Origin of the sequence: Streptomyces sp. NPDC048590, assembly GCF_043199535.1 — a bacterium.
GTDB lineage: Bacteria > Actinomycetota > Actinomycetes > Streptomycetales > Streptomycetaceae > Streptomyces.
This window is the reverse complement of record NZ_JBICWC010000001.1, coordinates 274,084-291,901: the sequence shown is the minus strand read 5'-3', so window position 1 is coordinate 291,901 and position 17,818 is coordinate 274,084. Positions and strand designations below refer to the sequence as shown.

General features: G+C 70.5%; 13 protein-coding genes. 3 read left to right on the top strand and 10 right to left on the bottom strand.

Annotated features, from left to right (window positions below):
- Positions 1 to 87 precede the first annotated feature (87 nt).
- Together ACGFNN_RS01270 and ACGFNN_RS01265 are read right to left on the bottom strand one after the other, a co-directional pair.
- Positions 88 to 2,526, bottom strand: a complete 2,439-nt coding sequence (locus ACGFNN_RS01270; RefSeq protein WP_393551748.1) for an FtsX-like permease family protein — start codon at positions 2,524 to 2,526, stop codon at positions 88 to 90.
- The gene (locus ACGFNN_RS01265; RefSeq protein WP_393551746.1) at positions 2,517 to 3,248 is read right to left on the bottom strand and encodes an ABC transporter ATP-binding protein; all 732 of its coding nucleotides are present in this window, start codon (positions 3,246 to 3,248) and stop codon (positions 2,517 to 2,519) included. Before ACGFNN_RS01265 ends, ACGFNN_RS01270 begins: the two co-directional genes overlap by 10 nt.
- Before the next feature lie 119 nt (positions 3,249 to 3,367).
- Here ACGFNN_RS01265 and ACGFNN_RS01260 point away from each other — a divergent pair, with 119 nt between their 5' ends.
- Positions 3,368 to 3,976, top strand: a complete 609-nt coding sequence (locus ACGFNN_RS01260; RefSeq protein WP_393551744.1) for a DNA-binding response regulator — start codon at positions 3,368 to 3,370, stop codon at positions 3,974 to 3,976.
- A 25-nt stretch (positions 3,977 to 4,001) separates the two neighbouring features.
- Here the strand turns inward: ACGFNN_RS01260 and ACGFNN_RS01255 are convergent, their stop codons facing one another.
- A complete protein-coding gene (locus tag ACGFNN_RS01255; RefSeq protein WP_393551742.1) occupies positions 4,002 to 6,044 on the bottom strand; it encodes a sensor histidine kinase in 2,043 nt (680 codons plus the stop codon).
- A 428-nt stretch (positions 6,045 to 6,472) separates the two neighbouring features.
- Between ACGFNN_RS01255 and ACGFNN_RS01250 the strand changes: the two genes are divergently transcribed.
- Positions 6,473 to 7,066, top strand: coding sequence for a hypothetical protein (locus ACGFNN_RS01250; protein WP_393551740.1), 594 nt, complete (start codon positions 6,473 to 6,475; stop codon positions 7,064 to 7,066).
- A gap of 185 nt (positions 7,067 to 7,251) precedes the next feature.
- On the opposite strand, the gene ACGFNN_RS01245 is transcribed toward ACGFNN_RS01250, so the two are convergent.
- Entirely contained in the window at positions 7,252 to 7,998 is a 747-nt protein-coding gene (locus tag ACGFNN_RS01245) for an SDR family oxidoreductase (RefSeq protein WP_385028638.1), read from the bottom strand.
- 162 nt (positions 7,999 to 8,160) lie between these two features.
- Here ACGFNN_RS01245 and ACGFNN_RS01240 point away from each other — a divergent pair, with 162 nt between their 5' ends.
- Positions 8,161 to 8,772 carry a TetR/AcrR family transcriptional regulator gene (locus tag ACGFNN_RS01240; RefSeq protein ID WP_393551738.1) on the top strand — a complete coding sequence of 204 codons (612 nt, stop codon included), beginning with the start codon at positions 8,161 to 8,163 and terminating at the stop codon, positions 8,770 to 8,772.
- Between the two features lie 463 nt (positions 8,773 to 9,235).
- Here the strand turns inward: ACGFNN_RS01240 and ACGFNN_RS01235 are convergent, their stop codons facing one another.
- The 6 genes from ACGFNN_RS01235 to ACGFNN_RS01210 form a co-directional block, all read right to left on the bottom strand.
- A complete protein-coding gene (locus ACGFNN_RS01235; protein ID WP_362547215.1) occupies positions 9,236 to 10,282 on the bottom strand; it encodes a LacI family DNA-binding transcriptional regulator in 1,047 nt (348 codons plus the stop codon).
- A gap of 218 nt (positions 10,283 to 10,500) precedes the next feature.
- Positions 10,501 to 11,958 carry a GH1 family beta-glucosidase gene (locus ACGFNN_RS01230; protein ID WP_393551736.1) on the bottom strand — a complete coding sequence of 486 codons (1,458 nt, stop codon included), beginning with the start codon at positions 11,956 to 11,958 and terminating at the stop codon, positions 10,501 to 10,503.
- A 185-nt stretch (positions 11,959 to 12,143) separates the two neighbouring features.
- Entirely contained in the window at positions 12,144 to 13,070 is a 927-nt protein-coding gene (locus ACGFNN_RS01225) for a carbohydrate ABC transporter permease (protein WP_393551734.1), read from the bottom strand.
- Positions 13,071 to 13,085: 15 nt separating this feature from the next.
- A complete protein-coding gene (locus ACGFNN_RS01220; protein ID WP_362666001.1) occupies positions 13,086 to 14,084 on the bottom strand; it encodes a sugar ABC transporter permease in 999 nt (332 codons plus the stop codon).
- Between the two features lie 166 nt (positions 14,085 to 14,250).
- Positions 14,251 to 15,573 (bottom strand): ABC transporter substrate-binding protein, encoded by a 1,323-nt coding sequence (locus tag ACGFNN_RS01215; protein WP_393551732.1) that lies wholly within the window; start codon positions 15,571 to 15,573, stop codon positions 14,251 to 14,253.
- Between the two features lie 664 nt (positions 15,574 to 16,237).
- Entirely contained in the window at positions 16,238 to 17,719 is a 1,482-nt protein-coding gene (locus tag ACGFNN_RS01210; protein ID WP_393551730.1) for a cellulose binding domain-containing protein, read from the bottom strand.
- Between the last annotated feature and the right edge of the window lie 99 nt (positions 17,720 to 17,818).

Here is a 17,818-nt window from a genome sequence, read left to right as displayed (position 1 = left end):
GATCCGCGGAAACGCGGATCAGGGGCTTTTTTGTCGCCCTCGGTCGGTGACGCCCGGTGGTCCGCGGCCCGGGCCGAGCGGGGCAGCTCACTCGCCTCCGGCTACCGCCTCCGCCGCGTGCCGGCGCAGCGCCACCCGGGCCGGCAGCACCGTGGCCGCCATGGCCAGACCGGCCGCCACGGCGAGGACCGCCGCATAGGTGGCCGGCGGAATGTAGGGGGCGGCCCCCGTCATCCCGCTGCTGAACGCCGTCAGGGTGATCACCGACAGGGCCGTACCGAGCGCAGCGGCGATGACCAGTGCCGTCAGGGTCTCCATGCGCAGCATCCGCAGGACCTGCCGTCGGGTGGCGCCCACCAGCCGCAGCAGCGCCAGCTCGCGAGTGCGGTCGCTGATAGACATCGCGAGGGTGTTGACCACGGCGATCGCGGTGAAGGCGATGATCAGCCCCATGGCCACGTAGTTGACCTCCGAGTCCGGGGCGGCCGCCTCGACTGCCTCTGCCCGGTCGAGGACCGAGGCTCCCGGCACGGCCGCCGCCACCTCCTCACGGCTCAGCTTCGGCGCGGCGACGAGCAGCGTGCCTGTCGGATCGTCCACGTGGCGCGCCATGAGCCCGTGATCCAGGGTCAGGTCACCGAATCCGAGGCCCCGTGCGTACACGGCGACCACCCGCATCCGGACCGGAGTGCCGTCTCCGAGGGTCAGGCTCACCTCTTCGCCGACGGCGACATCCAGCCGGCGGGCCGCGTTCTCGCTCACGGCGACCGTGTCCGGGCCGAGCTCGTCCAACGATCCAGAGGTCACACCGAGGTCCGACGTCCGGGCCAGGCCCTGCCGGGTCACTCCCTGCGCCCCGTACTTCGTCAGCCCCACACGCACCGACGTGTGCAGTACCTCGGTCACCGCCTCGACCCCGGCCCGCTCCCGCAGCCTTGCCGCCGTTACGGAAGGGACATGCGGGCCCAGCACGAAGTCCGCACGGTTGCCCGCCTCGGCCTCCGCCCGCGACGCGTGCCCCGTCGTCGTAGGCACGAACAGGATCGTGCAGCTCACTCCGATCATCAGGGTCAGCGGCGCCACCACCGAAGCGAGCCGGCGCGCCCGCGCCCGCAGATTCGCGGCAGCCAGGTAACCGCTCGTCCGCGAGGCCCGCAGTGCCACCCCGAGCAGTGCCACAGCCGCCCGCACCACCAGCGGTCCCAGCACGGAGACCGACACGGTCCACAGCAGAGCGGTGACCATGGTCAGGGGCCCCGATGCCGCCTCGGTCGTCAGAGTGGACAGGACGATCGTCAGCGTCACCGCCCCTGCCGTCACCAGGACCCCCGCCAGCAGCCGTGACCAGGGCAGCCGGGCGGTCGGCATCGCCGCTTCACCGAGCGCCTCGACCGGCCGGATCCGCGCCGCCCGCCGGGCCGACAGACGCGCCGCGGCCCACGACGCCACCAGCGTGGCCAGCACAGCCGCCACCGCCGGGAACGGGCTGACGACCAGCTGCAACTGCTCCGGCATCGCCCCCAGCTCCACGAACTTCGACCGCAGCCAGAATCCGACCCCCAGCCCGGCCCCCGCTCCGCACACCGAGGCAACGGCGGCGACCAGCAGCGCCTCGCCGCCCAGCAGTCTGCGCAGCTGCTTCGGTGTCGCCGCGACGGCCCGCAGCAGCGCGATCTCCCGCTGCCGCTGCTGCACGGACAGGGCGAACGTGCCGACCACCACGAGCACAGCCACCAGCAGCGCCGTCCCGCCCAGCGCTCCGCCCAGACTGATCAGCTTGATCCGTGCCTGCTCCGCGTCGAAGAACTCGGCCTTGCCCCGCTCCTCGCCCGAGTACGCGACCACCTCGCCGGACCGCTCGATCTTCGAGACGTTCACCTGAGGGAAGACCCCGAAGGCCGTGACCTGCCCGGGCCGCCCGGCCAGCAGGGCGGCCCGCGCCGGGGAGAAGAACACCGTGTGCTGACTGCTCAGGTGCTGCCGTGTCACCCCCACGACCTGGTACGAACCGGGGCCCGCCGGTGTCTGCGCCTCGAGTCGCGAACCCACGCGCAGCCCGGACGCGGCGTCGACAACGACCTCGTCGTCGGCTTTCGGGGCCCGGCCGGCGGCCAGCGTGAACGGTGTGAGGACCGCGGAATCCCATCCGTGGCCCAGCGCCTCACGCCCGCCCTTCTCATGAACCGGAAACGTCACCTCGGCGACAACCTCCTGGACGCCTGGCAGCTCGCGCAACTCGTCCGCCAGCGAGGCGGAGATCCAGCGCCGCTCGGCGATCTGTTTCGCCTTGTGCTTCTTCTTGCCCTCCTTCTTGACGATGGTCTGGTGCACATACTGATCACCCGCGACGACTACCGGTGCGCCCGCGTACCGCTCGGGTGCCACCTTGCCCCGCAGGCCGGTCTCCAGCAGCATCCCGCAGCCCGTGACCAGCGCCGCGGCGCACAGCAGGGTGACGAACGCACCCACGAACGCCGCCTTTCGGTGCCGCAGCGTCTTCAGAGCGAAACCCGCCATCATGTCCATGCCCCCAGTCGCGTCATCCGCTCGGCCACCCGGTCCGCGGTCGGTTCCGTCATCGCGTCCACGATCCGGCCGTCGGCCAGGAACAGCACGGTGTCCGCGTACGAGGCCGCCATCGGGTCGTGCGTCACCATCACGACCGTCTGCCCCATCGCATAGGTCACGCCGCGCAGCAGGGTCAGCACCTCCCGGGCGGTCACCGTGTCCAGCGCACCGGTCGGCTCGTCACCGAAGACCACTTCGGGCCGGGTGACGAGCGCCCGCGCGATCGCCACACGCTGCTGCTGACCGCCGGAAAGCTGAGCAGGACGATGTTCCACGCGGCCCGTGAGGCCGACCCGCACCACGATCTCGTCCAGCCATTCACGCTCCACGCGGGTCTTGGCCAGTCGCATCGGCAGAGTGATGTTCTCCAGTACGTTCAGCGACGGGACGAGATTGAACGACTGGAAGACGAACCCGACCCGGCGGCGCCGCAGCTTCGTCAGCCTCGTCTCGTCCATACCGGCGAGCTCCGTGTCGCCGAGCCGCACCGAACCCGACGACGGGGTGTCGAGCCCGGCCGCACAGTGCAGAAACGTACTCTTGCCCGACCCTGACGGTCCCATCACGGCCGTGAACGAACCCGCGGGGATCCGTACAGACACCTCACGCAGAGCGGCCACCGCGCCCTGCCCCTTGCCGTAGACCTTGCTCACGGCCTCCAACTGCACTGCGTTCGTCATGAGTTCAACTCTGCTGACCTGCGGGGATCACCACCATGGACGACGTCCGGGATCTACCATGATCTCGTCATGATCCGGACACTGCCGCCCATCACGCCCCACCGAGGAGAGGTCCGAAGGTGATCCGCGTACTGCTGGCCGAAGACCAGCACGTGATCCGCACCGCGCTCGCCATGCTGCTCGGCATGGAGGACGACATCGACATCGTCGCGGAAGCCGACACGGGCGCCACCGCCCTCGCCAGGGCCATGGTCCACCAGCCCGACGTGGCGGTGCTCGACATCGACATGCCCGGCGACATGGACGGACTGGACGCTGCGGCCCGCATCACGGCGCAGGTCCCCGGCTGCCGGCTCCTCATGCTCACCGCGTACGGCAAACCCGGCCACCTGCGCAGGGCGCTCGCCGCCCAGGTCCACGGGTTCGTCCTGAAGACCGCACCACCCGACGAACTCCTGACCGCCGTCCGCAAGGTCGCGGGGGGCGAACGGGTGCTCGACCCCTCGCTGGCGGTCACCGCCTGGGATCTGGCCGACAACCCTCTCACCGCCCGTGAGGCAGCCGTGCTCCGGCTGGTGGCGGCAGGCGCGGAGGCCACCGAGGCCGCCGCCCAGCTGCACCTCTCAGCCGGCACCGTACGCAACTACCTCACCGCGATCGTCGCGAAACTCAACGCACGCAACCGCACGGACGCAGCCCGCATCGCCTCGGAGGCAGGCTGGATCTGACGGACGAGATGCCCCGCATCGCACCTCACTCACGATCCGCGGCAGCCGGAAGCCTCGCTTCCAGCGTGAACCAGCCGTCCGCCGCCCCAGCGCTCAACGTGCCGCCCCGAGCAGCCAGACGCGTCGTCAGGTTCCCGATTCCGGACGATCCGGGCCGACCGCCGAGGCCGGACGCCCCGTCGTTGCGGACCCGCAGCACCGTGGCCCCGTCCGTGCACTCCGTACTGATCTCGCAGAGCGCGGCGGAGCTGTGCCGCAGGACGTTCGTCACCGCCTCACGTAACCCGGCGCTCAGCACTGTCTCCGCTGCCGGGGGCAACACACCGTGCCGCAGGCGCACCCTCACCTCGATCTCGGCCGCGTTCAGCACAGCCTTCGCCGACTCCGCCTCCGAAGTCAGCGCCATCCACACCTCCCCGCCCGAAGCCGACCGCAGATCCGCTTCCCCACGCGCCGTCATGGCTACCACGTCGGCCAGTTCCACCCGCGCACGCTCCCACGGCAGCCGACGGGCCAGTTCGCACTTGAGGAGAATGGCCGCCAGGCTGTGCCCCAACAGATCGTGCAGGTCACGGGCTGCACGCAGCCGCTCCTCGACCAGAGCGGCCCGCACCTGGCGACCCTGGTCCCGGTGCAGCTCCCTGATGATCTGCGCCTGCCGCAGCAGCCCATGCACCACCAGGCCCGTCACCACGCACGACACCGTGTAGTTGACTACGGCTCCCGTCGAAAGCCCGAGGCGCACCGCCATCCAGGCCACGGCTCCGGACACGGCGACCACCGACGGCCACGCCAGCCGCCAGGGCAGAGCGAGCAGCAGAGGTCCCACCACGAATCCGGGAACACCCAGCCAGGCCTGCCCGAACACCGGCACGGGAACGAAGGCGAGCAGCGTCATCACCGTCAGCTTGTAAGGGTGGCGCCCGTGCACCGAAGACATCTGGAGGTACACGATCAGCGCGAACACACTCGCCGCGGGCAGCATCAGCCGAGGCGCATCAAGCATCAGCAGCGACTTGACACAGAACCCGGTGAGGACGACCGCGAGCAGGACGATCGACAGCCGGTACGCCCAGCCGTCGTTCCCGGTCTCCGGCACGCCGGAGACCGCTCCAGGAAGGACCGCCTCGGTGAAGTACCGGCCCTCCGGGGTCAGCCCGGTCCTCACACTGCCCCCGGCCTCGGCCACACGGAGTGGTATGTCCCCCAGGATCTCGTCATCGGCTGTCCGCACGGAGTCGCTGACGACGCGCAACCCCACCCGCCCATGCCCCGCCCAGGTCTCGATACGGCATGCGGTGGCACCCCGGCGCACCACACCGGTCACCGCCTCACGCAGAACGTGAGCCAGCAGAGCGCCGGAGGAACCCAACGGCTCCGCATGCCCGGTGAGCACGTCCACCTCGATACCCGCGGCCTCCAACAAGGCGCGAGCGGTTGTCAGTTCCGGGGCGAGCGACATGGCTCTGTACGACGCTGCCGACTGCCGGGCGGACGCGAGGCAGGCCCGTGCCGAATCGGTGACCTCGGCGAGCACTGCAGCAGCGCGGTCGGGGCGGTCCAGCACGGCCCGCGCACCGGTCCCGATCTCGGCGAGACCGCGTCCCAGACCGTCACCGAGTTCGACGGACATCTGCAGCCGCTCCTCGGCGACGGCCGACACCACACTGCCGACACGCGCGGCATCCGCCTCCTCGGCTCGAACGGTGAGCGTGGTCAGCCCGTACACCACCAGGCTGATCAGAACCATGCTGATGGCTTCGTCCGCGGAGCCGAGAAACACCGCGCTCGCCACGACCGGCAGAGCCATCAGCGGCCAGGGACGACGGCACAGCAGCAGCGAACCACCGAGGAATCCCAGAATTCCCACGGACGCCCCGGAGCCCAGCACCGCACCGTAGCCGGCGCACGCCTGTGCGAGCAGCAGCCATCGACCCCGGTACCGGCCCAGCGCGTGCGGGAGTTGCAGCCCGAACACGAGGACGGCCACGACGGAGCCCGCGAGCACGTAGATGGACGCGAAGGCGGCCAGCACGGCCACCGTGCTCGCCCTTGCAGATCTCGTCACAGCGCCCCCGCCCCCAACGACCCAGCGCATCCTACGTCGGCGCCATGTCCTGGTTGTCCGGCACCGCCGGCTCGACCACCCACCGTGCCTGACGGATCGGAATCGTGGCCGGCGCCGTGAGTAGCCGGCAGCCACTCGCGGATCCCACCGGACCCCGGCACGCCACGACCCTGTCCTGGTCGAGGCCGGGCGCAGCCGATGCACGATCCGACGTCGGCTCGGCATGCGGCACCGCACCGTCCGGCGTCTCGCCGACGCGACAGAATGAGGTTTGGTGGTGTGCAGCACGGAGGGACGTAGCCCTGGCGCGCCCGCTCGACGCGGCTCCACCGGGCCGGGTGCCGTGCCCGGTCCTCGGGTGTCGGCGCACACCCGTGTCGATCCATCGGCGTCCCGGAGCCGGGACCTCGCGAAGGGAGCACCAAGGCATGTCGACGTTCATGACGCTGCCCGATGACTGGCGTTCTGTACAGGGCAGTTGGGATGAGCTCAGGCACGGGTATCACGCCGGGGACAAGGACGGCACGGTGCGTGCCTGCGCCCGTCGACTCGATACGACGACGCCCGGGTCGGACGGCGATCCCGTCCTGTTCTGGACGCTGGGTCTTCTGACGCTCGCCCCCTACGTGGCCTTCGGCTCCCCCGGGCCGGGAGTCGAGGACGAGGTCGTTGCCGTACTGAGCCGGGTCGTGCGGCGCGACGACGGCGGAATGTGCGCGCACGGATGGCATCCCTACGAGGCCGACGTGGACGACGTGATCGAGCGCCTTCCCGCCTACCTGGAGGTGCTGGGTTCCCCGGTGGACCAGGCTCTCGACGACCTGCTTCCGGAGGATCTGCTTCCGGAAGACCACGTGGACGGGTTCGACGGGAAGGCCGAACCCGCGAACCTTTCCGGGCCCGATGTCCTGGCCCGCTGGCAGTGCCCGCGTACCGCCCCGGGATTCGCCCGCGCGGCCCTCGACTACCTGGGCGCGGAACCGTCCACCGAACGCGACGGTTCCTCGGGAGTGAGCCGTTGAGCGGCGCCCGCCAAGTGCGGCCTCCGCCCTGTTGAGGCGGGAGGCCGATCTCCCGCTCCCCCGGAGCTTCGGCCGTCCCTTACGCGGACGGGCGCCGGTCGGCCCCCGTGCGGGAAGGGGCCGCGTGTCGCCGGGCCCCCGGGACACGTGCGGTGCGGCGCACATGTCCCGGGTTACCGAACGCCCTACGCCTGGTTGCCCATCGGGAGGTTCGCGCCGCCCGTGCAGTCGAGTACGACTCCGGTGATGAATCCGTTCGTCGCCAGTGAGTGGATAGCCCCCGCCACGTCGGTGGCGCGGCCGACCCGGCCCGCCGGGGTCGTCTTCGCGAGGCCGTCGAAGAGTGCCGTGCGTTGCTCCACCGGGACGCGGTCCCACCACGGGGTGTCGACCACGCCGGGAGAGACAGCGTTGACCCGTAGAGGGGCCAGTTCGACTGCGAGGGGCGGAACCATCGCCTCGAGGGCGCCGTTGATCGCGGCGAGGCCGGACGTGCCCGGGAAGGCGGCGCGAGCCGAGGCGGCCGTGATCAGAGTGACGGAGCCGTGCCGGCGGTCGAGGCGCGGGAGCGCGGCCTGGAGGATGCGGACCTGGGGCCAGAACTTCGCGTCGAAGCCCGTGGCGAGGTCCGCGAGGTCCAGTTCCGCGAAGGGACCGCTGCCCGCGGCGCCGCTGACCGCGATGACCAGATGGTCGATGGGGCCGGACACGGCGAAGAACTCCGCGATGTCCTCCTGTGACGTGGCGTCCATCCGATGGGTGAGCGTCTTGCCGCCGATACGGGTCGCCGCCTCGTCCAAGCGGGCCTGCGAACGCCCGGTGATCGTCACCTCCGCCCCTGTCGCGGCGAAGAGCGCCGCTGTGGCCTCGCCGATCCCGGAGCTGCCGCCCATGACGACGACGCGGGGGGCGGGTGTGTGGTCCGTGGTCATGATGGCGTCCTCCGTAAGCGTTGTGCGCGGTTGTCGTTCATGCCTTGCCTTCGGTCTTCCGCGAGCTTTGACGAGACCGCCGGTCTCGGTAAGATGAGTCTTATCGAGACTGCCGGTCTCGTCAAGTGGTTCGAGTCCAGGAACTCGGAAAGGATGTGTCCCATGGGTCAGCCGGAAGCGGACAAGGACGCGGACGCGGGCACGGGTGGTGCGCGACCGCACACCGGGCGCCGGCGCAATGAAGCGGCGCGACGGGCCATCCTCGACGCCGCGCTGCGGCTGCTCGGCGAAAGCGACGGGGACCCCGTGACCGTCGAGACCATCGCGCGGGCGGCCGGGGTCGGCAAGCAGACGCTCTACCGATGGTGGCCCTCGAAGGGTGCCGTACTCCTGGAGGCCCTGGCGGAACGCGCCCAGCAGACCGTCCCCGCACCGGACCGCGGAAACCTGCGGGGTGACCTCCGGACGGTGATCGCCGCCACCTTCGCCGGGGCTCAGCGGCCCCCTGTGGGCCCGGCGCTCCGGACACTGGCCCTGGAGGCGGCGCGCGACCCCCAGCTGGCCGCACTCATGCGGGAGTTCACCGAGTCCCGCCGCACGGCCCTGCGGGAGGTACTGGAGCGGGGCCAGGAACTCGGCGAACTGGAGCCCGGCAGGGACCTCGACCTGATGGTCGACCAGATCTACGGGGTCTTCTGGTACCGCTTCCTGCTCGGCCACGCCCCCCTCGACGACGCCACCGCCACGGCCCTCGCGGACTCGCTGCTGCGGTGACGTCAGGCTCACGGGTTGGCACGTACGCCGGCGCCCGAGGCCCCGCGCGACCCGGCATCCACGGTTACGGAGCCTCGAACGGCGACACCGCCCACGCCCCGACCACGCCGGACGGAGGCGTGGCATTCAACGGCTGATCCTGGTTGTTGAGGCCCTGTCGACAAGGCCTCGGCCTCCGAAGGGAGGCGCCCAGGCCGCGAACGGCCTGGCTTGTCCGCGCGTCGAGGCTCTCGATCGCGTTCGTCGAGCAGACGGCCTCACGTACCTCGACGTCGCAGGAGAGGAAGGGCACGCAGGACTTCACCCACCGGCCCGTGACGCGCCCCGCAGCCGTGACGCCCGACACAGTTCCGGTCGGACCGCATGGACCGACCGGCGCCGGGCACCCGACAGGACGGCCCCGCCGCGCATTCCCCCGACGCGGCGGGGCCGTCCGGTGTCCGCAGGGAACCGCGCACCGGCCTCAGGACGACTCCCGCACCACCAGTTCCGTCGGCAGGACGATCCTCGGGCGCTCGCGGGCGGTGTCGCCCGAGGAGCGGTGGGCGATCTCCTCGAGCAGGACCCGGGTCATCATGCGGCCCATCTCCTCGATCGGCTGGCGCACGCTCGTGAGGGGCGGGTCCATGTGACGGGCCACGGCGGAGTCGTCGAAGCCGATCAGGGCGACGTCGTCCGGGATGCGCCGGCCCGACTCGCGCAGGACCTGGCGGGCGCCGGCGGCCATGACGTCCGAGGCGGCGAACACCGCGTCCACGTCGGGGCGGCGCTCCAGCAGTTCGCGCATGGCTCGTGCTCCGCCCTCCTCGCTGAAGTCGGCGGGCGCGATCAGCCGCTCGTCGGGGTCGAGGCCGGCCGCGGCGATCGCCTTGCGGTAGCCGTCGAGACGGCGCTGGGCGCCGTAGACGTCGAGGCGGCCGGTGATCGTGGCGATGGACCGGCGGCCGCGCGCTATGAAGTGGTCGACGGCCGACCGGGCGCCCTCGAAGTTGTCGGAGTCGACGGAGGGGAGGGTCTCCGCCGCGTGCCTGCGACCGCTGATCACGGACGGCATCCCGAGCTGTTCCAGGAGGTCCGGCAGGGGATCGTCGGCGTGGACGGACACCAGGATCACGCCGTCGACACGGTGGGCGGTCAGGTACTGGGCCAGCCTGCGCCGTTCGCGGTCGTTGCCGGCGAGGGTCAGCAGGAGCTGCATCTCGGTGTCGGCGAGGGCGGCACCGACACCCCGCACGATGTCGGAGAAGTAGGGCTCGGCGAAGAACCGGGTCTCGGACTCGGGAACGACGAGCGCGATGGCGTCCGTCCGGTTGCCAGCCAGCGCCCTGGCGGCACGGTTGGGCACGTAGCCCAGTTCGGCCACGGCCGCCTCGACGGCTTCCCGGGTCTGCGCGCTGACCCTGGGCGAACCGTTGATGACGCGCGAGGCCGTGCCGCGCCCCACACCCGCCCGGGCCGCCACCTCTTCGAGCGTGGGCCGCCCGCCACTCCGTACTCGTGCTGCCGCCATGGCTGCCTCCCGTTCGCGGTCAATTTCTCACAGCGCCCTGGCCAAACCAAGTCCCGCCGTCCGATCCCCCGGCGCTCGTCCGGCCAACCGGTCCCCTGCGCGCCATATATTTTTGGGAGCGCTCCCAAGCGTACGGGCAAGGGCCCCCGTGCCGGGAGGCGGGCAGCGAAAAAGCGGGACCCGGCGGTGTGCCGGGTCCCGCTCCTCGTGCGTACAGGTCAGACGGTGCCCGCCGGGGGCAGCGCGTTGCGGCGGATCACGTCGGAGTACCAGTGGGCACTCGACTTGGGGATGCGGCGCTGGGTGGCGTAGTCGACGTACACCGCGCCGAAGCGCTTGCCGTAGCCGTACGCCCACTCGAAGTTATCCATCAGCGACCAGAGGAAGTAGCCGCGGACGTCGGCACCGTCCGCGACGGCCCGCTGTACGGCGTCGAGGTGGCCGTGCAGGTAGGAGACCCGCTCGGGGTCCTGGACCTTGCCCTCGGGCGAGACGTAGTCGTCGAAGGCGGCGCCGTTCTCGGTGACCATCAGCGGGAGGCCGGGGTGGTCCCGGGTGACGTCCATGAGCAGGTTGTAGAGCCCGTTCGGGTCGATCGACCAGTCCATGGCGGTGCGCTCCTTCCCCTCGGCGAGGTGGAAGGCGACGTGCTCGGAGCCGGGCCACGGCGAGTGGTCACTGGCACCGTGCGCGTCGCTGCGCGCGTAGTCGGCGCCGTCGACGGGGGTGGAGACGAGGGTCGGCGTGTAGTAGTTGATGCCGAGGGCGTCGACGGGACGGGAGATGGTGGCGAGGTCGCCGTCCTTGACCAGCTTCGACCAGTCCACCAGGTGCGAGGTGTCGGTGATCAGGTCCTCGGGGTACTCCCCGCGCAGCATCGGACCGGTGAAGACCCGGTTGCCGACGGCGTCGATGCGGCGGGCGGCGTCCGCGTCGGCCTCGCTGCCGGTGAGCGGGCGGACCTGGTGGAGATTGAGGGTGACCGAGGTCTGCGCAGCAGCGGGGAGTTGGGCGCGCAGAACCTCGATCGCCCGGCCATGGGCGAGGTTGAGGTGGTGGGCCGCCTGCAGGGCCGCGGCGGGCTCGGTGCGCCCGGGGGCGTGCACCCCCGAGCCGTAGCCGAGGTAGGCCGAGCACCACGGCTCGTTGAGGGTGGTCCACATGCCGACGCGGTCACCGAGGGCGCCGGAGACGATGGCGGCGTAGTCGGCGAAGCGGTCGGCGGTGACACGCTCGGGCCAGCCGCCGGCGTCCTCGAGCTCCTGGGGCAGGTCCCAGTGGTAGAGGGTCGCCACGGGCATGATCCCGGCGTCCAGCAGCTCGTCGACGAGCTTGCGGTAGAAGTCCAGGCCGCGCTCGACGGCCGGACCGCGGCCCGTGGGCTGCACCCGGGACCAGGAGACGGAGAAGCGGTAGGCCTTCAGCCCGAGCTGCTTCATGAGCGCGACGTCGTCGCGGTAGCGGTGGTAGTGGTCGGCGGCGATGTCGCCGGTGTCGCCGTTGCGGACCTTGCCGGGGGTGCGGCTGAAGGTGTCCCAGATGGACGGGGTGCGGCCGTCCTCGGCGGCGGCGCCCTCGACCTGGTAGGAGGCGGTCGCCGCTCCCCAGATGAAGCCCGTGGGGAACTGCGTCCCGGGCGCCTGCTGGGGGGTGGTGTCGGGTCGTACGGCAGTCATGCGGGAGCGCTCCCATGGGTGGAGGGACAAGGACGGGAAGTGCGGGGGCCCCGGCCCCGTACGGCCTGTGGTCAGGTACAGGCCGTACGGAACGGCCGGAGGCCGGTCCGGGGAAGGACAGCGGGCCGGAGTGGGGCCGGGTACCGCGCAGCCGGGTTCGGACCGGGGGTCGCGGCGGTCCGGGGTCAGCCCTTGACGGCGCCGGACATGATTCCCCCGACGATCTGCTTGCCGAAGATCACGAAGACGACGAGCAGGGGGAGGGTGCTGATCAGCGCGCCGGCCATGACGATGCTCTGGTCGGGCACGTAGGACGCGCTCAGCTGCCCGAGGGCCACCTGGAGCGTGGGGTTCTGCTGGTTCAGCGCGAGGTAGGGCCAGAAGAAGTCGTTCCAGGCCTGGACGAAGGTCAGCATGCCGAGCACCATCATCGCCGGGCGGGCGACGGGGAGCACGATGCTCCAGACGATGCGCAGGTTGTTCGCGCCGTCCATGCGGCCCGCCTCGATGAGTTCGTACGGCAGCGCCTCGATGAGGTACTGGCGCATGAAGAACACACCGAACGCGCTGACCAGGGTCGGGAAGATCACCGACTCCAGCTGACCGCCCCATCCGATGTCGGACATCATCATGAACAGCGGTACGACGCTGAGCTGCGGAGGGATCGTCAGGGTCGCGATGACCATCGTCATCAGCAGGTTGCGGCCCTTGAAGCGCATCTTGGCGAAGGCGTAGCCGGCCAGGGTGCAGAAGAACAGCGTCGCCAGCGTGATGCACGAGGAGACGATGAGCGTGTTGACGATGGCCTTGCCGAGGCTGGCCTGCTCCCACGCCGCCTGGAGGTTGTTGAAGAGGTTGCCGCCGGGGATCAGCGGCGGCGTGGTGTCCAGCACCTCGTCCTGCGTGCGGGAAGCGGCCACGAGCGTCCAGTACAGCGGGAAGAGCGAGCCGAGGCCGACGACCACGAGGGCGAAGTAGGCGAACGGGCCCGCGTGGTGCTGGCGGCCGGCGCCCGGCTGGAAGCGACGGCGGCGCGCCGGCGGCTGGCCCTGGACGGCCGACTTCGTGACGCGACGGTGGTCCGGGGCGGTGATGGGGCTGGTGGTGGTCATGGATATCGCTCCCCGTCAGGCCGCGGTCTTGCGCGCGAGGCGCCCGACGAGCCAGTTGATCGCGGCAATGAGCAGCAGCAGCACGAGCATGGCCCACGCCACCGCGGCGGCCGGACCGAGGTGTCCGAGGTTCCAGCCGTAGTTGTAGAGGTAGATGCTGAGCGTCTCGTACTGGTTCTCCGTACCGCCCTGCGCCCCGATCTGGCCGCCTTCGAGGAGCAGCGGCTCACCGAAGAGCTGCATGGACCCGATGGTCGAGATGACGATCGTGAAGAGGATCGTCGGCCGGAGCGCGGGGATCGTCACGTTGCGGAACTGCTGCCAGCGGGAGGCGCCGTCGAGCGAGGCCGCCTCGTAGAGGTCGGACGGGACGGCCTGCATGGCGGCCAGGTAGATCAGGGTGTTGTAGCCGGTCCAGCGCCAGATCACGATGACGGCGATGGCGATGTTGGACGTCCAGTGTCCGTTCGCCCAGTTCGTCTCACCGGCGCCGAAGAAACCGAGGACCCAGTTCAGCAGGCCGCCGTCGGCACGGAACACCAGGGCGAAGACCAGGGCCGCCGAGGCCACCGAGGTGGCGTACGGCGTGAGGATCACGGTGCGCCAGAAGGTGCTGGCCCGCAGCTTGTAGTTCAGCAGGTGTGCCAGGCCGAGCGCCATCATCAGCTGCGGCACGGTCGATATGACACCGATGACGAAGGTGTTGGAGACCGCGGTCCAGAACTCGTCGTCCTGGAGGATGTTGCTGAAGTTCTCCCAGCCGACCCATTCCATCTGATCGAGGCTGGTCATCTCGACGCGGTGCAGGGCGATCCAGCCGGTGTAGATCAGCGGATAGAGCCCGAAGGCACCGAAGACGAGGAAGAACGGTGCGATGTAGGCGTACGGCGATGCTTTGTCGTCGAAACGCCAGAGCCGGCTGCGCCAGGCCTGACGGCCGGGGGACATGGGCTTCGGGGCCCGGCGGCTGGGCCGGGAGCCATGGGCGCCCCGGGTGGGGGTGGTGGTTGCCACAGGTGGGAGTCCTTCCCTGGGGTGTGCCGACACCGCAGGGTCAGGCCGGGCCTCGGTCAGGGCCGGCGGGTGTCGGAAAAGGTGCGCGGTGCCTCGGGGGAACCGGCACCGGTGCGGGCCGGCCGGGGCGTGTGGAAGACGCCCCGGCGGCCCGCACCGGCGAGGATCAGCCGATCACCTTGTCGATGGCCTCGGTGGCGTCGTTCCACGCCTTGTCCGGGGCGGTGCCACGCTGCTCCATGTTGTTGATCTGCGTGGAGATGGTGTCCTTGATGATGCCGTCCTTCGGGCCGAGCACGGCCGCGGGGATGATCTGGGCCTCGTCGGCGTAGATCTCACCGATCGGGGCGTTGTTGAAGTACGGGAGCTTGGCGCTCTTCACGTCGGGGAGCTCGTAGGCGCCCTTGTTCGACGGGAAGACACCGACGGCCTTGAAGACGGCGGCCTGCTGCTCGGGGGCGGTCAGCCACTTGACCAGCTCACCGGCCTCCTTGACGTGCTTGCCCTTGGCGGGCACGGAGAGGAAGGAACCGCCCCAGTTGGCAGCGGTCTCACCCGGGGTCTTGGCGATGTCCCACTTGCCCTTGAACTCGTCACCGGCGTAGGTGGAGATCTGGGCCGCCATCCACGCAGGGCACGCCACGGTGGCGACGCTGCCCTTGCGCAGGGCCGCCTGCCACGGCGGGCTGAACTGGGCGAGGCCCTGGGTCAGCTTCTTGTCGACCGCCTCGGTGGCGAGCTTCCAGCCCGCCTTGACGCCGGCGCTCTCCTTGTAGATCGGCTTGCCGTCCTTGGCGTAGTACTGCTCCGAGTCGGAGCTGACGACGCCGTTGTACATGGCGCTGGCGGAGTCCATGAAGAAGGTGCCCTTGGGCGCCTTCGCCTTGTACTCCTCGCCGAGCTTGAGGTAGTCCTCCCAGCCGCCGGCGTACTTCGCGGCGACTTCCTCGCGGTCGGTGGGCAGACCGGCCTGCTCGAACAGGTCGCGGCGGTAGCAGATCGACATGGGGCCGATGTCGGTGCCGGCGCCGATGACCTTGCCCTGGTCGGTGGTCGCCTGCAGCGCCTTCCAGTTCACCCACTGGTCGGGGTCGATCACCTTGGCGAGGTCGACGAAGGCGTCCGCCTTGGTGTCGACGAGCTCCTTGGCACGGCCGACCTCGATGCCCTGCACGTCGGCCAGACCGCTGCCCGTGTTGAGCTGCTGGAGGAACTTGGGGTAGTAGACCTTCTCGTCGGCCGTGACGTTTTCCTTGACCGTGATGTTCGGGTGGAGCTCGTGGTACTTCGCGAAGAGCCCCGCCTCCTTGTAACCGAACTGGCCGAAGTCGGCGACGGTCAGGGTGATGTTGCCGTCCGCGTCGGCCCCGTCGGACTCGGAACCCGAGTCGCTGCAGCCGGTCAGCAGCAGGGCGGCGGCCGTGAGGCCCGTGGTGGCTATGACGGCGGTTCTGCGGCTTCGACCTGCGACGGTGCGGGTGATGCGCATTCCACTACTCCTTGTTCCAGGGTGGGACTGGCGTTCGATCTGCTCGGTATTCGCACTGGTGGGTGCGGGTCCCGGTGGTACGGAGAGGACATGGGCGGTGCCGTCCCCGTACGAGCGAAAAACCTCGTTCGATATGGGAGCGCTCCCATGCGCTGATGCCGGAAGATTGCTGCCTCAAGGGGGTGGGTGTCAAGAGTTGAAGACGCTTCCGTTGCCCGAGTGTGTCCTGCAAGTCACGCGACCGTGTCCGACGCAGGACTTGCGTTAACCGGCTCGCCCTGCATCCGTCATGGAGCACGCCTGGAATAACCGCAGGTCAGAGGGTATTGGGGGAGAATCCGCGCTCGTGAAGGCCTTGGCCGGCCTGTCCGGCGCGCTCCGACATGCGCCGAGTTCCGGACGGTGCGTCCGGGGGAGCCGGGGCTGATGACGCACACCGGAAGATGAACGTGCCGAAGGCCTGGGAGGCCGCACAGAGGGTCCGTGAGGCGATTCCGCGTTCTTTCCCCGAACTGGTCCCGGGAACAGCGGCGTTACGAAGCCGCGCCCGGTGGCGGAGGGGAAACGGGGCGCGCGCCCCGGCCGGATGTGGGGGGATGTGGGGCCGGCCGGGGCGCGCGGTTCGGGGTGATGGTCCGACGGCCCGGAGTGCGGGCCGGCACGGCTACCCGAAGGCGCCGAACGCCTTGGTGAAGGCCAGGGGTTCCTGGACGATCGAGCTGCACGTCGGGTCGGCGGCCGGCTTCGCGCCTCCCGGACACTGCGCGTCCCGGGTGCCCGACCACATCGCCAGCCGTCCGAGGCCCTTCTCCCGGGCGAACTCGACCAGTTGGGTGGCGTCCTCGACGGTGAAGATCTCGGAGGCCACGTCGTTCACGCCGATCATCGGGGTGACCGCGACGGACTTCCAGGCGGCGGCGTCGGAGAGCCCGAGCACACCCTTGATCTGGGCCTGCGTGGCGGTGGCGGCCTGGACGGCGTACGCGCCCATGTCCCCGCTGTAGGCGGGCCCGTAGTCCATGGCCATGATGTTGACGGCCTCGATCTCCACACCGTTCTTCGCCGCGTCGGCGACCAGGTCCACGCCCGGCTGGGTCAGCCCCTCCGGCATGACGGGCAGCGTGAAGGAGACGTCGAGCCCGGGGTGCTCCTCCTGGAGCTTCGCGATGGCCTGCGAGCGGCGGGAGTTGGCCGCGGTGTCGGGCAGCGCCCCGCCCTCGATGTCGAAGTCGACCTTGGTCAGCCCGTAGGTGTCGACGACCTTGCCGTACGCCTCGGCCAGCTCGGCGGCCGAGGCGCAGTTGAGCGCGAGTTCGGCACCGGCGGCACCTCCGAAGGAGACCCGGACGTCGCCGCCTTCGGCGCGCAGCGCGGAGATCTGGGCGGCCACCTTGTCGTCGGCGAGCCCGGTGACCCCGCCCCAGAGCGGGGCGCAACCGCCGCCGGAGGTGATGAAGGCGAGAGTGAACTCCTTGACGCCCGTCCTGGACGCGGTGTCCAGAAGGTCGTACGCCGGATACAGCGAGGTGTCGACGTACGGGGCGAACCCGGCTCCGCCCGCGGTGCCGGAACCGCCTCCTCCAGGCGTCCCGGTCGGCTCGGCCGTGGGTGTCGGGGTGGCCGTTTCGCTCTGCTGGGGCTCCGGGGTGGAGGTGGGCGTGGGCGTCGGCGTCCCGGTGGGCCGTCCGCTCGGTTCGGGGGTCGCGCCGCCGTCCGCGGAGCACGCGGCGTCGTTGATGACGCAGTGCTCGGGGTCGCCGGCCTTGCCGGTGGAGGCGGTGACGAAACCGATCGTCACGGAGGCGCCGGGGGCGATGTCCTTGTTCCAGTCGAGGGGCTTCACGGTGACGTGGCCGCCGCTGACGGTGTGCTCACCGTTCCAGAGCGAGTCGATCTTCGTCCCGGCGGGCAGGTCGAATTCGAGCGTCCATCCGGACTGGACCGACGCGGTGTCGTTGGAGACGACGTACTGCCCGGTGTACCCGCCGTCCCAGCCGCTGGCCCTGGTGTACGTGGCTCCGACGGCGGCGGCCTGGGCCGTGCCGGTGAGGGCGAATACCGTGCCGCCGACGACGGCGGCGGCGACGAGGGCCCCGATCGCCTTCGTGCGGGTGCTCGTCGTGCGGCGGTGCGTGCTGGTGCCCATCGCGTCTTCCTCTGTCCTGGCGGGGGGTGGCGACTGCACGCTAGCCGCCGCCGACCGGGCGAAAGAGACGCATCGGACCTGCGCGGGGGTTCTTAGGGT